Annotated in this window: 14 protein-coding genes; 3 read left to right on the forward strand and 11 right to left on the reverse strand. The window is 53.8% G+C overall.

Annotated elements, in window-relative coordinates; all coding sequences use genetic code 11:
• Positions 1–21: 21 nt before the first annotated feature.
• From rlmB to zapE, 8 genes are all read right to left on the reverse strand, one after another.
• Positions 22–759: a 23S rRNA (guanosine(2251)-2'-O)-methyltransferase RlmB gene (gene rlmB, locus ACF8D4_RS12560; protein ID WP_025886866.1), complete on the reverse strand. Its 738-nt coding sequence runs from the start codon at positions 757–759 to the stop codon at positions 22–24.
• Positions 760–3,174, reverse strand: coding sequence for a ribonuclease R (gene rnr, locus ACF8D4_RS12565; RefSeq protein WP_392468760.1), 2,415 nt, complete (start codon positions 3,172–3,174; stop codon positions 760–762).
• Between the two features lie 45 nt (positions 3,175–3,219).
• Entirely contained in the window at positions 3,220–3,840 is a 621-nt protein-coding gene (locus ACF8D4_RS12570) for a tetratricopeptide repeat protein (RefSeq protein WP_025009338.1), read from the reverse strand.
• A 113-nt stretch (positions 3,841–3,953) separates the two neighbouring features.
• On the reverse strand, positions 3,954–5,249 hold the full coding sequence (locus tag ACF8D4_RS12575) for an adenylosuccinate synthase (protein ID WP_025886864.1): 1,296 nt from the start codon (positions 5,247–5,249) through the stop codon (positions 3,954–3,956).
• 65 nt (positions 5,250–5,314) lie between these two features.
• The gene (locus tag ACF8D4_RS12580; RefSeq protein ID WP_392465652.1) at positions 5,315–5,503 is read right to left on the reverse strand and encodes a DUF2065 domain-containing protein; all 189 of its coding nucleotides are present in this window, start codon (positions 5,501–5,503) and stop codon (positions 5,315–5,317) included.
• A 115-nt stretch (positions 5,504–5,618) separates the two neighbouring features.
• The gene (gene rpsI, locus ACF8D4_RS12585) at positions 5,619–6,011 is read right to left on the reverse strand and encodes a 30S ribosomal protein S9 (protein ID WP_025009335.1); all 393 of its coding nucleotides are present in this window, start codon (positions 6,009–6,011) and stop codon (positions 5,619–5,621) included.
• A gap of 14 nt (positions 6,012–6,025) precedes the next feature.
• The gene (gene rplM / locus ACF8D4_RS12590; RefSeq protein ID WP_025009334.1) at positions 6,026–6,454 is read right to left on the reverse strand and encodes a 50S ribosomal protein L13; all 429 of its coding nucleotides are present in this window, start codon (positions 6,452–6,454) and stop codon (positions 6,026–6,028) included.
• A gap of 298 nt (positions 6,455–6,752) precedes the next feature.
• On the reverse strand, positions 6,753–7,847 hold the full coding sequence (gene zapE, locus ACF8D4_RS12595; RefSeq protein WP_062793557.1) for a cell division protein ZapE: 1,095 nt from the start codon (positions 7,845–7,847) through the stop codon (positions 6,753–6,755).
• A gap of 169 nt (positions 7,848–8,016) precedes the next feature.
• Here zapE and ACF8D4_RS12600 point away from each other — a divergent pair, with 169 nt between their 5' ends.
• The 3 genes from ACF8D4_RS12600 to degS all read left to right on the forward strand — a co-directional run bounded on the left by ACF8D4_RS12600 (position 8,017) and on the right by degS (position 11,101).
• The gene (locus ACF8D4_RS12600; protein ID WP_025886862.1) at positions 8,017–8,364 is read left to right on the forward strand and encodes a ZapG family protein; all 348 of its coding nucleotides are present in this window, start codon (positions 8,017–8,019) and stop codon (positions 8,362–8,364) included.
• Between the two features lie 149 nt (positions 8,365–8,513).
• Complete coding sequence (gene degQ, locus ACF8D4_RS12605) at positions 8,514–9,869, forward strand: Do family serine endopeptidase DegQ (protein ID WP_025009332.1); 1,356 nt, start codon at positions 8,514–8,516, stop codon at positions 9,867–9,869.
• A gap of 149 nt (positions 9,870–10,018) precedes the next feature.
• Entirely contained in the window at positions 10,019–11,101 is a 1,083-nt protein-coding gene (gene degS, locus ACF8D4_RS12610) for an outer membrane-stress sensor serine endopeptidase DegS (RefSeq protein ID WP_144131869.1), read from the forward strand.
• A gap of 76 nt (positions 11,102–11,177) precedes the next feature.
• Here the strand turns inward: degS and rraB are convergent, their stop codons facing one another.
• The 3 genes from rraB to ACF8D4_RS12625 form a co-directional block, all read right to left on the reverse strand.
• Positions 11,178–11,567, reverse strand: a complete 390-nt coding sequence (gene rraB / locus ACF8D4_RS12615) for a ribonuclease E inhibitor RraB (protein WP_025009331.1) — start codon at positions 11,565–11,567, stop codon at positions 11,178–11,180.
• A gap of 31 nt (positions 11,568–11,598) precedes the next feature.
• Positions 11,599–12,342: a 1-acylglycerol-3-phosphate O-acyltransferase gene (locus tag ACF8D4_RS12620; RefSeq protein ID WP_025009330.1), complete on the reverse strand. Its 744-nt coding sequence runs from the start codon at positions 12,340–12,342 to the stop codon at positions 11,599–11,601.
• Positions 12,343–12,480: 138 nt separating this feature from the next.
• On the reverse strand, positions 12,481–13,242 hold the full coding sequence (locus ACF8D4_RS12625) for a metal ABC transporter permease (RefSeq protein WP_093982046.1): 762 nt from the start codon (positions 13,240–13,242) through the stop codon (positions 12,481–12,483).
• Positions 13,243–13,244: the final 2 nt, after the last annotated feature.

Consider the following 13,244-nt stretch of genomic DNA (forward strand, 5'->3'; position numbering starts at 1 on the left):
AGAGGCTGCCATATTCGGCAGTTAGAGACGCTGACGCACAGCTTCGAACAGGCAGATACCTGTTGCCACCGACACGTTCAGACTGGAGACACTGCCCGCCATAGGAATAGAGATCAGGGTGTCGCAACTTTCGCGGCTCAGGCGTCTCAGCCCCTTGCCTTCGGCGCCCATGGCAATGGCCAGAGCCCCCTTGAGGTCGGCCTGATACAGGGTGCTGTCGGCCTCGCCTGCAGTGCCGGCAATCCACACGCCCCTTTCTTGCAAACGCTTCATGGTACGCGCCAGGTTGGTCACCTGAAACAGCGGTACTGTCTCGGCCGCGCCGCAAGCCACCTTGCTGACGGTCGGCGTCAGCCCCACTGAGTTGTCTTTGGGCACTATGACGCCGTGCACCCCGGCCGCATCGGCATTTCGCAGACAGGCCCCCAGATTGTGGGGATCTGTGACACCATCCAGGATCAACAAAAATGGCGAGTCCGTCTTGTCTAATAAGGCTTCCAGATCGTTTTCGGTCAAGACTTTGGCCGGACGCACCCGGATGATGATCCCCTGATGCTGAGTACTTTCGGCCTTGTCATCCAGTGTCTTGCGGGATGCCTGCTGGGCGCGAATGCCCCACTGAGCCGCCATCTCCAACAAGGGCTTGACCCTGTCATCCTGACGACCACTGAGCAGCCACATTTCCAGTACCCGCTCCGGAGCGTGTTTCAGCAAAGACTCGACCGCGTGAATGCCAAACACCAGTTCCTGTTTTTTCATTTACTTCTTTCTCTTGACTCGTTTGGCTGCCTTGGGCTTTTTCGCCCCGGCGTTGCCGGCAGCCTTGGTTGATTTGCTCTTGGCGGATGCGCCTGTGGACTTAGACTTGGCGCTCCCTTTACCTGCCGGCTTCTGTGCCTTGGCCGAGCGGCGGGCTCCTTCAATATTGACCCTTTCCCGTGCGGTCAGCGGCTTACTCTTGCTGCGGCCTTTACGGCGCTGGCTGCGTCCCTCTTCGTCCACCATCAGCAAGTCAATCTGTCTGTCGTCCAGATTGACCGAGGCGACTTTAACCGTCACAGCATCGCCAATCTGGTAGATCTGCCCTGAGTGCTCACCTATCAGGCGCTGGCGCATGGGATCATACTGGAAGTAGTCGCTGCCCAGGGTGGAGATATGCACCAAGCCGTCGATAAACAAATCATTGAGGCGCACAAACAGCCCGAAGCTGGTGACGGAAGCCACCACAGCATCGAAGGTGTCACCCACATGGTCCTGCATAAACTCACACTTGAGCCAGTCGGAGACGTCACGGGTGGCTTCATCGGCGCGGCGCTCGGTGTTGGAACACTCTTCGCCAAGCTGATCCAGCTCATCGAGCTGATAGTGATAGCCGCCGTCTGGGGTCCACTTGTCGCTCGCTTCACCGCGCTCCTTGGCGAGCAGGTAACGGATCACCCTGTGCAACACCAAGTCAGGATAACGGCGAATCGGCGAAGTAAAGTGAGCATACTCCTCCAGCGCCAGACCAAAGTGGCCTTCATTGTCCGGTGTGTAAGTCGCCTGGCGCATGGAGCGCAGCAACATCACCTGAATGAGTTCGGCATCGGCGCGCCCCTGCGCTTTTTCCATCAGCGCCTGGTAGTCACTGGGTTCAGGTTCGAGACCACCGCCCATGGAGAGCCCTCGCTCAGCCAGAAACTCCTTGAACTGAGTCAGCTTCTGCTCGGATGGCGCTTCATGCACCCGATAGAGGACTTCACCCTTGTGCTTTTTGACAAACTTGGCCGCTGCCACGTTAGCGAGGATCATACACTCTTCGATGATCTTGTGCGCCTGGTTACGGGCTCTGGGCACTATCTTGTCTATCTTGCGCTGCTCATTGAAGATGAACTGGGTTTCCAGCGTCTCAAAGGCGATGGCGCCACGGTTGGCCCGCTGGCTATCGAGCGCCAGATACAGCTCCTGCAACACCTTGAGATGCGGCAGTAAAGGCTTATGCTCTTCCAGGCCTTCTTCGCCTTCCAGCATGGCCGCCACCTGGGTATAGGTGAAACGGGCGTGGGAATGCATCACCGCCGGATAGAACTTGTAGCCGGATAACTTACCCGCCTCCGACACTGTCATCTCGGCCACCATACAGAGACGGTCAACTCCCGGGTTCAGGGAGCACAGGCCGTTGGAGAGCTTTTCCGGCAACATGGGGATCACCTGTGACGGGAAGTACACAGAGTTGCCTCGGGCACGGGCTTCTTGATCCAGCGCCGATTGAGTACGCACATAATAGCTGACATCGGCAATGGCCACCCACAGGCGCCAACCGCCGCTGCGCTTGCGCTCGGCATAGACAGCATCGTCAAAGTCGCGAGCATCTTCACCGTCTATGGTGACCAAGGGCAGTTGTCGCAGATCGACCCGACCTGCCTTGTCCTCTTCCTGCACTTCATCGGATATCTTGCGCAGTTTCTTTTCGATGGCGGCAGACCAGGTATGGGGCAGATCATAGTTGCGCAGGGCAATTTCTATCTCCATGCCCGGTGCCATCTCTTTGCCCAGCACCTCAACCACCTTACCGGCGGCTTTGACATAGCGCCCGGGCCTGCGGGTGAGTTCCACCACCACGACATCGCCCTGACGGGCGCCGTTGCGATCGGCGTTGTCTATCAATATTTCCTGGGTAATCCGCTTATCATCGGCAATAACAAAGGCCATGCCGCAATCGACATGGAAACGCCCCACCAGAGCGGCGGTTCGCTCGGCGACCAAGCGCACTATGCGAGCTTCGCGGCGCCCCTTGCGATCGACTCCGGCCTTCTGCGCCAACACCTTGTCGCCATGGAAGTATCTGAGCATGTCACCATGGTTGATAAACAGGTCATCACCGCCTTCATCGGGACGGAAGAAGCCATAGCCATCTCTGTGGCCCAGCACAGTACCCTGGATCAAGTCCATCCGCTCCGGCAGGCCATAACACTGGCCGCGGGTAAATACCAGCTGACCATCGCGCTCCATGGCACGCAGCCGACGCCGCAGCGCCTCGAGTTGTTCTTCGTCGGAGATGTTGAGGGCCGTGGCGATCCGCTCACGATTCAGGGGAGAGGTCTGCGAGCGCAGATATTCCAATATAAATTCCCGGCTGGGGATGGGGTTGTCGTACTTATCTTGTTCTCGCTCAAAATGAGGATCTTTTATCATTCAATTTCCAATTTTTTCGTTGTCGCATCCAGTGCGACAAGCTAATTAACGGCTTTGCAGATGTTCCTTTTTGGCCTTCTCCACCTGACTGGCGGGCATTTTAGCCGCTAACAGCTGCAATAATCTTTTGGCGTCTTGCTGGGTCTGTTCATCGCTGAACACCTGGTTGTAGAGCCAGTGATACCCCAAGACATAATCCCTTGGGCTGCCATAACCCTTGGCAAACAGCTCGACCAGCATCATTCTGGCCGGTAGGTCACCGTTGGCGGCAGCGGGTAACAGGTACTGCACCGAACGTTCTTTGTCCTGCAGTACAAACTTGCCATCTTTATAATACTCGGCAATGCGCACCATGGCTTCGGCACTGCCCTGCTCGGCGGCATCCCTGAGCAGCGATATTCCTCTGGGCGGATTGGCCTTGACGCAGATGCCGAAATTAAGCATCTCACCCCAGAGGTACTGGTACAACGGCTGCTTGAGCACTTCGGCGCGCGCCTCAATATCCTGCACCAGCTGACAGTCATCGGCTTTGACCCGGGTCAGGTATTGCTTGCTGCGAATAAGCTCCAGCAGTTCTTCCTGGCTGTAGATATCCACGGCCTTGGTTTCTTCGGCCAACACATTGGCACTGGTTACTAACAAGAGTAATAGGGCTATACGCAACATAAGCTGTCCTGATGACAAATAGACTGTCTTTTCATCGGCAGTATAACCCAATTCTTAAGGGCAAACAGTGTAAGCCCCATAAACGAAAAAGGCCGCTTAGGCGGCCTTTTTACTTAACTGAATGGATTCACCAGAATCATGGTCTCATTCCGGTCAGGCCCGGTTGAGATGATATCGACAGGTGTTTCCAGCAGTTCTTCAATCCGCTTGATATAGTTGATTGCTGCCTGTGGCAGTTGCTCCAGTGAAGTGGCACCAAAGGTGTTTTCACTCCAGCCTGGCATGGTTTCATACACAGGAGTAACGTGCTCGTAGCCTTCGGCCGCCAGCGGAGTCACATTGGACACAGTACCGTCTGGGTGCTGATAGCCTACGCAGAGCTTCACTTCTTTCAAGCCGTCCAAAACGTCGAGCTTGGTCAGGCAGAAACCACTGATGCTGTTGATCTGAACCGCGCGGCGCATAGCCACTATGTCCAACCAACCCGGACGACGCTTACGACCGGTTGTCGCACCAAATTCCTGGCCCTTGGTTCCCAAGTGATCGCCGATTTCACATTCCAGTTCAGTCGGGAATGGGCCGGCACCCACACGGGTGGTATAAGCCTTGATGATGCCGCAAACATAATCCAGATGACGAGGGCCGAATCCTGAACCTGTTGCCACACCGCCTGCAGTAGTGTTGGAAGAGGTTACAAATGGATAAGTACCGTGGTCGATATCCAGCAATGTGCCCTGAGCGCCTTCAAACAGTATGTTATCGCCATTCTTGCGGGCTTGATCCAGCAATTCGGTGACATCCACACACAGACCTTTCAGGTAGTCTGCCAGTGCCAGCGCGTCATCCAGAGTCTTCTGGTAATCAACGGCTTCGCACTTATAGTATTCAGTCAGCATAAAGTTGTGATAGGCCATCACTTCTTTCAGCTTCTCGGCAAACAGTTGTGGATTGAAGAGATCCCCTACGCGCAAGCCGCGACGGGAAATTTTATCTTCATAAGCCGGGCCGATGCCGCGCCCTGTAGTACCGATAGCCTTGTTGCCACGCGCTTTTTCGCGAGCAATATCCAGCGCACAGTGGAAAGGAAGGATCAGAGGACAAGCTTCAGAGATCAGCAGGCGTTCCTCAACCGGAATACCTTTCTCTTTCAGCATGCCGATCTCTTTCATCAGAGCATCGGGCGCCAAAACCACGCCGTTGCCGATAATGCACTTGACGTTATCGCGCAGAATGCCTGAGGGGATCAGATGAAGAACGGTTTTTTCACCATCGATAACCAGAGTATGACCAGCGTTGTGGCCACCTTGGTAACGGACTACGAATTTTGCCTGTTCGGTCAGAAGGTCGACAATCTTACCTTTTCCCTCGTCACCCCATTGAGTGCCGAGAACAACTACATTTTTGCCCATTGTTTGCTGCAAGGTTGCGGTTAAAGCAGGATTCTAACAGATATTGGCATGGAAGGGGCAAGTATTTATGAAAAAATAATCAATATGACAATTCCTGCAACAACCAGGACGCCGCCCAGGCGTTGCATGATAGCTGTCGGTTGGGAAGATACTTCCAACAGGTAACGACGCCAGCGGTTGGGGAATAACAAGGGCCCCACCCCTTCCAGGATCAATACCAAACCCAAGGCCATCAACAGTAGTTGCCAACTCATGTTTCACCCCATTTAAACCTGCCACAACAACCCTGAGTATACAGGGCTGCCAGGGATAAATCTCAGCCATAAAAAACCCAGCGTACGCTGGGTTTTTGGTATCTCGAAAGCGATATTAACGCTTGGAGAACTGTGGCTTACGACGTGCTTTACGCAGACCAACTTTCTTACGCTCAACCTTACGAGCATCGCGGGTTACATAACCAGCAGAACGTAAAGTAGGACGCAGAGCTTCGTCCAGCTCCATCAGAGCACGGGTGATACCGTGACGGATAGCGCCGGCTTGGCCAGTGATACCACCACCCTTAACAGTTACATAGATGTCCAGCTTTTCAGTCATTTCAACCAGCTCAAGAGGTTGACGAACAACCATACGAGCGGTTTCACGACCGAAGTAAACATCCAGAGGACGTTGGTTAACAACGATATTGCCACTACCTGCTTTAGCGAATACGCGAGCAGTTGAAGTTTTGCGACGGCCAGTGCCGTAGTACTGAGTTGCAGCCATTTGCTTAATCCCGTTTAGATATCAAGAACTTGAGGTTGTTGTGCAGCGTGGTTGTGCTCTGCGCCAGCGTAAACTTTCAGCTTACGGAACATGGCACGACCCAGAGGGCCTTTTGGCAACATACCCTTGACTGCTTTCTCGATGATCATTTCTGGCTTGTGAGCTTGCAGCTTCTCGAAGCTGATTTGCTTGATGCCACCTGGGAAGCCTGAGTGCGAGTAGTACGTCTTGCCTGCAGCCTTGTTACCGGTCACAGTTACTTTCTCGGCGTTGATCACGATGATGTAGTCACCGGTATCTACGTGAGGAGTGTACTCAGCCTTGTGCTTGCCACGCAGACGCAGAGCGATTTCAGTGGCGATACGACCCAGGGTCTTACCTTCGGCATCAACAACGTACCAGTCACGAGCTACAGTTTCTGGCTTAGCAGTAAAAGTCTTCATTATTACAAAAACCCAAAGTTAAATTCTGTCACATGCTACCTGCGGATGCAGATAACACAAAAATGCCTTTCTCTGCCCCTTCGAGCAAAGAATCTGGCTTTTAAATCCGCCCAATCGGCGGAGTAACGTGGGCAGGTGGCGGATTATAGACAAAGCTGAACTAAAAATCACCTGCTTTTTGAGATCCCGCCGTAAAAGACGATCTTTTTCAAGTCGTTACCGCTTTAGCACCATCAACGCCTTGGTCACCGTGCTCATTCGGTTGGATTGTCGGCAACAAAACGGGGGCAATCATCCCCTATGGCAGGTGCTCCAGAGCCAGGTAATCCCGGGACTGCATCTCAATCAGACGGGAGCGGCAGCGACGAAATTCAAAACTCAGCTGCCCATCTGTGTAAATCTGCTCGAGCGGTACCTCGGCCGAGATGATAAGTTTCACATGCCGCTCGTAGAACTCATCCACCAGCGCCAGAAACCGGCGGGCAATATCATCCCCTGTCTGCTGGGCGCCCATCTGTTCCAGGCCACTGAGCAACACTGTGTGAAACAGCTGCGCCAATTCCATATAGTCCCGCTGACTGCGCGGCCCATCACACAGCGCGCGGAAGTCGGCCAGCAAAACACCCTGGGCCTGCTTACGGATCACTATGCTGCGCCCATCTATCTCCAGCGGCGTTTCAGAGACTTCAGACTCAGGCGCCAGTTGGGTGAAATAGCGTTGCAGATTGCACTCGGCGGTTTCATCCAGCGGGTGATGGTAGATCTCGGCCTGTTCCAGGGTCCGCAGTCTGTAGTCGATTCCAGAATCGACATTCAGCACCTGGCAGTTGGCCTTGATTTCGGCGATGGCTGGTAAAAATCTGGCCCGCTGCAAGCCGTTCTTGTAGAGGTCGTCCGGCACTATGTTGGAGGTGGCCACCAAGACCACGCCCTCCTTGAACAGGGCCTCGAACAGCGTGCCCAGTAACATGGCATCCGTGATGTCCGAAACAAAGAACTCATCAAAGCAGATCACCCGATATTGCTGCGCCATCTGTTTGGCTATTACCAACAGCGGGTCCCGGGTTCCCTTGAGCTCGTCCAGTTCCCGATGAATTCTGTGCATAAAGCGATGGAAATGCGCTCTCAGTTTCTGCTCACCCGGCAGGGCATCGAAAAAGGTGTCCATAAGATAGGTCTTGCCGCGCCCAACACCGCCCCAGAGGTAAAGCCCCTGAACCTTGCTGTTTTTTTCCCGGCTGAACCAATTGCGCCATCCGGACTTTTGCGGCCTTTGCAGCTCATCATAAACACGCTGCAATGCCTTTACCGCTTGCTCCTGCGCCGGGTCATGACTGAAATCTTCACGGGTGAGATCTTGTTGGTAATGCTGCCAGGGGGTTAACTGCGACACTTGAATTCTTCTCTTTTAACCTTATTTGATGGGTACCTAACCCAACTCACGCAACAGAGTTGGGGCGGCAAATGGTATCATGAGACCCACGCTCGGGGTATATTTTGCCAGGTATCCCTATGGGGTCGAGTAAGAGCATAAGACACAAAGACAAACTTAAGGAGTCGATATGGAATGGCCACTGGTGTTTGCGGCTTTCATTCTGGGGTTGATACTGGGGTATATCGGCAAGACCTTGGTCAGCCGGGGGCTCGGCAAGAGCAATAAAGGGGCTGCCATAGAGCGCAGCAAGATGGAATTGAGCCAACACAAGCAGGAGGTCAGCGATCATCTGGCCGAACAAAGGGCACTGCTGGGACAACTGACAGAACAGGTCAATCGCCTCAATCAGCATTGGAATCAGGGCAGCCAAAGATTGGCCAAAGAGGAGCAACTGGCCCCTTTGCCATCTATGCTGACCAGTGTGCCTGACACGGAAGAAAGGCCAGAGACTGCATCCCCCGTCAGCGTGCAATAAAAATTAATCTTTGTTAATGAATGATGAACTTTTTAAACAGGATTAAAGTCGGATTAATTACCGGACGCTCGTAAGAGCCTTTATGATTCAGCCACCTCGGTGGCAAACAGTACATGGTTATTTGATCCCGTATTAGGAGCAATGCATAGATGAAGACCAAGTTATCTCTTGTTTCCGCCGCCCTCCTAGGGGCCACCCTGACACTGGCCCCTGTAGTCTCCCAGGCCGCGCTGCCACAAGCCGTAGACGGCCAAACCATGCCGAGTCTGGCACCCATGTTGGAGCAAACCACACCGGCGGTTGTCTCTGTGGCTGTTTCCGGCACTCAGGTTTCCCGCCAACGGGTACCGGATATATTCCGCTACTTCTTTGGCCCCAACGCCCCGCAGGAGCAAGTACAGGAGCGACCGTTTCGCGGTTTGGGATCCGGTGTCATCATAGATGCCGACAAGGGCTATATAGTCACCAACAACCATGTAATCGATGGCGCCGATGATATTCAGGTGGGGCTGCACGACGGCCGCGAAATCAAGGCCAAGTTGATAGGCAAAGATAAAGATGCCGATATTGCCCTGCTGCAGATTGAGGCCGACAACCTCACGGCAGTCAAGTCTGCTGACTCGGATGACTTGAGGGTTGGCGACTTTGCCGTGGCCATAGGTAACCCCTTCGGTCTTGGGCAAACCGTGACTTCAGGTATTGTCAGTGCTCTGGGGCGTACAGGCCTTGGCATAGAGATGCTGGAAAACTTCATTCAAACCGATGCCGCCATTAACAGCGGTAACTCAGGCGGCGCCTTGGTTAACCTGCGCGGCGAGCTTATCGGTATCAATACCGCCATTGTGGCTCCCGGTGGCGGTAACGTAGGTATCGGCTTCGCGATACCTGCCAACATGGTTCATAGCCTGGTGGATCAGATTATTGAACACGGCGAAGTCCGCCGCGGCGTTTTGGGGGTCATGGGTCGGGATCTGGACAATGAACTGGCTCAAGGCTTCGGTCTCAAGACCCAACACGGTGGCTTTGTCAGCGAAGTAATGGAAGGCAGCGCCGCCGATAAGGCGGGCATCAAGGCAGGCGATATTATCGTCAGCATTAATGGCCGCAAGATCAAGAGCTTCCAGGAATTGAGAGCCAAGATTGGCACCATGGGTGCCGGCACCAAGGTAGAGCTTGGCCTGATACGTGATGGTGATGACAAGACAGTCAAAGTCACTCTGGGCGAAGCAAGCCAAGTGAAAGAAACTGCGGCCGGCGCCGTTCATCCTATGTTGGCCGGTGCCACTCTGGAGAACAGCAAGAAAGGTATCGAGATCACCGATATCGCCCAGAATTCTCCAGCGGCCATGAGTGGCTTGCAAAAAGGTGACTTGATTGTTGGGGTAAACCGTACCAAGACTGCCACTCTCAAAGCGCTGAAAGAAGAACTCAAAGAGCAACAAGGCGCAGTGGCACTGAAGATAGTCAGGGGCAATAGCAGCCTGTATCTGATCCTCAGAGGTTGACAGCCATCCTGAAAAAGCGGGGTTCTCCCCGCTTTTTTTATTTCCGGCGCCCAATTCAGGGCAAAATTGACTTCCCGGGCCTTGACTATTGTTCGCAAGAGCAAGAAACATGCTAATCTAACGAGCCTTTTTTAATATTCAGCAATATCATCACAATGAAAGAAACCCTGATCTATATCTGCAAAGCAGTGGTCTTTGGCCTGGTAATGGCAGCAGTCTTTCTGCTGGCCAACCGTTTTATGGGCGAAGGCAATCTTGGTGGTAACCTGTTGCAGTTCAGGGGAAACAGTGGTGCAGAGCTGTCCTTTGCCAAAGCGGTACGCCGTGCCGCGCCGGCGGTGGTGAACATCTATAGCCTGAGTATCAACCAGAGCCGGCCTCTGAATGGCGGTTCTCTGCAGGGCTTGGGCTCAGGCGTCATCATGAGCAAGGAAGGCTACATTCTCACCAACTATCATGTGGTCAAGAAGGCCGATGAGATTGTGGTGGCATTGCAGGATGGCAGAAAATTCGGTGCAGAGGTAGTCGGTCAGGATCCTGAAACTGACCTGGCTGTGCTGGAGATCCAGGGGGATAACCTGCCAGTCGTACCGGTTAACCTCGACAGCCCACCTCAAGTGGGCGATGTGGTGCTTGCCATAGGTAACCCCTATAACCTGGGGCAAACCATTACCCAGGGGATCATCAGTGCCACAGGTCGTAACGGCCTGAGCACAGGCTACCTGGACTTTCTGCAAACCGATGCCGCCATCAATGCCGGTAACTCGGGCGGCGCCCTGATAGACACCCATGGTGGCCTGATAGGCATCAACACTGCTGCCTTCCAGATAGGCGGTGAAGGGGGTGGCCATGGCATCAACTTCGCCATTCCCATCAAGCTAGCCTACGCTGTCATGGGCAAACTGATCAAGGACGGCCGGGTTATTCGCGGGGCTCTGGGGATCTCGGGTGAAGACGTCAGCCCGGTTGTGGCGCAAATACTTAACTTGCCGGATCTTCGCGGCGTAGTGGTAACCGGCATAGAACCCAATGGCCCGGCAGCACTGGCCGGTCTGAGGCCCAGAGATGTGATCACTCAGTATCAGGGGGAAGAGGTTACTCGCATCTATATGCTGATGGACAGGATTGCCGAGACCACACCTGGTACCAAGGTCACACTGCAGGTGATCCGCGCCGGTAAACAGATAGAGCTCCCGGTCGTTATTGGCGAGAAGCCGGTCGACTACAACTGAAAATAAATCTGCCGGCAAAACTGGCAGAGACAAAAACACCGGGCCAAGAACCCGGTGTTTTTATTGGTAACAGGACTTAGTCCTGCTCTTCGTCGTCTTCATCTTCCAGCTCGTCACCTATGTAATAGGTGCCCCAGCCGTCATAGTCAACCTTATGCTTGACCGCCAGCTGCAGCAACTGCTCACAGGCCTTATCCAGAAGTTCGGCTTCCAGTTGGTGGTAGGCAATGGCGTCAAAACAGAAAATCAAACTACCATCATCCAGTTCCACCTCTTCGGCATCGTTAACCTCAAAGCCCAATTTAAAGGCATCGACTGCGGCCTTTTCCAGGCGGTCAAAGTTAGTGGACGAAAAATGGTGCTCTATGGTGTATTCAGCATCGGCCTCAGAACCGTCATCCAGCAAGGACTGAATAATGTCACGGTTTTCCTGCTTCTGTGCCTGCAACAGACGTTCAATGGACATGCTTGTCTCCGAAAAAATAGGTCAGAGGGTATTATACGATATCCGCGGGCACAGTTTTACCCATAAGTGCTGCCGCCTCGGCATTGAGTTGTTTCAGTTTGCTGGCCATGGTGGCATGGACCTTATCGGACAACTCTTTAACATTGGCCTTGCTTAGGCCTTTGGTCGCCACCGGCTCCATCATCTCAATGATCACCACGCCATTGTTCCAGCGGTTGAGCTTGATATGACACTGATTGGAAGCCAGTACCGGCACCATAGGTACTCCGGCGGCTATGGCGGTATGAAATGCCCCAGCCTTGAAGGGCAACAGACCGCGACCGCGACTGCGGGTACCTTCAGGAAATATCCATACAGAGAGGCATTTCTCTTTGATCTTACGCGCCGTCTCGGCCATGGTTTCAAAGGCGCGGGTACGGTTTTTACGGTCGATGAGAATATTACCCGAAAGCCAATAAAGCTGACCAAACAGCGGCATCCACAACAGGCTCTTCTTTCCCAGGCTGACAGTGCCTTTGGGAACCGCTGCTGTGTGGGTAAACATATCGAAATTATTTTGATGGTTCGCCAGAAAGATACAGGGCTCACCCGGGTTGGTTTTGCCTGCACGCACTATGACTTTAACACCCAATATAGGCGCTACCGCCGAAAACAGTCGGGCAAACAGGTGTACATTGTCTCTGTGTCTTGGACGCAAGATGCAAAAAATGCCACCAAAAACAAAGGCCAGCAATAAGAGTACCGCCAGCAGCAGAGAACGGACTATCAACAGCATAAATTTACTCCACTTATGCAACGGCGGACAGTATAGCTACAGGCCTGCTGTGGCTCAATCTTTTGTTTACATCTGTGCGCTGATTTTTAACAGCATAAAAAAATGCGGCCACTGGGGCCGCATTCAATCTCGCCAGTCTCAGCGGCGGCCGCTGAAGCCTAGCAGCACACGGAACAGCAGAGCGCTCAGTGCCAGAGTTGCCACTATGGCGGCCCCACTAGGCAGGTCATAACTCGCCGAGGCCCACAGACCGGCGACATAACCCAATACCCCGACCAGATAGGCCCAGCCAAGTGCGAAACGGCCGCTGTATTTATTCAGCGCCAGTGCCGGCAGAATCAAGGTGCTAAACACCAGATAGACACCCACCAGCTCCACCGACAGGGTTATCACCAGGGCAAACAGGGGATAAAACACGGCGCCATTGAGCAAAGATGGGCGCCACAGCAATAGCCCCAACACCAGAGCATAAACCAGTGCCGGCAAGATCAGTTGTGGCCAGTTGACCCAAAGGATCTGCCCCGACATCAGTTGCTTGAGCAGCTCGGCACCATGGGGGTCGTTGGAGAGCAGCAACATGGCAGCCACAGCAGCCAACACGTAGAAGCAGCCGATCATGGCCTCCAGCTCAGAGGCCATCTTACGTGACAACCAGGCTATGACTCCGGCCCCGGCCAGGGCAAACAATGCCGGCATCCATACATGAGAATAAGGAATATCCTCCAGATCATGGTTAAGATGCGCCACTATCGCCCCCAGAGCCGCCACTTGGGCAATCGCCAGATCGATAAAGATGATCCCGCGCTTCAACACCTGACGCCCCAATACCACATGGGTTGAGAGCACCAGCAGGCCGGCCGCAAAGGCCGGCAAGAGTATGCTGAACAGTCCGCTGTCCATAA

The sequence above is a fragment of the Shewanella sp. YQ_9 genome, from assembly GCF_043103185.1.
Lineage (GTDB): Bacteria > Pseudomonadota > Gammaproteobacteria > Enterobacterales > Shewanellaceae > Shewanella > Shewanella algae.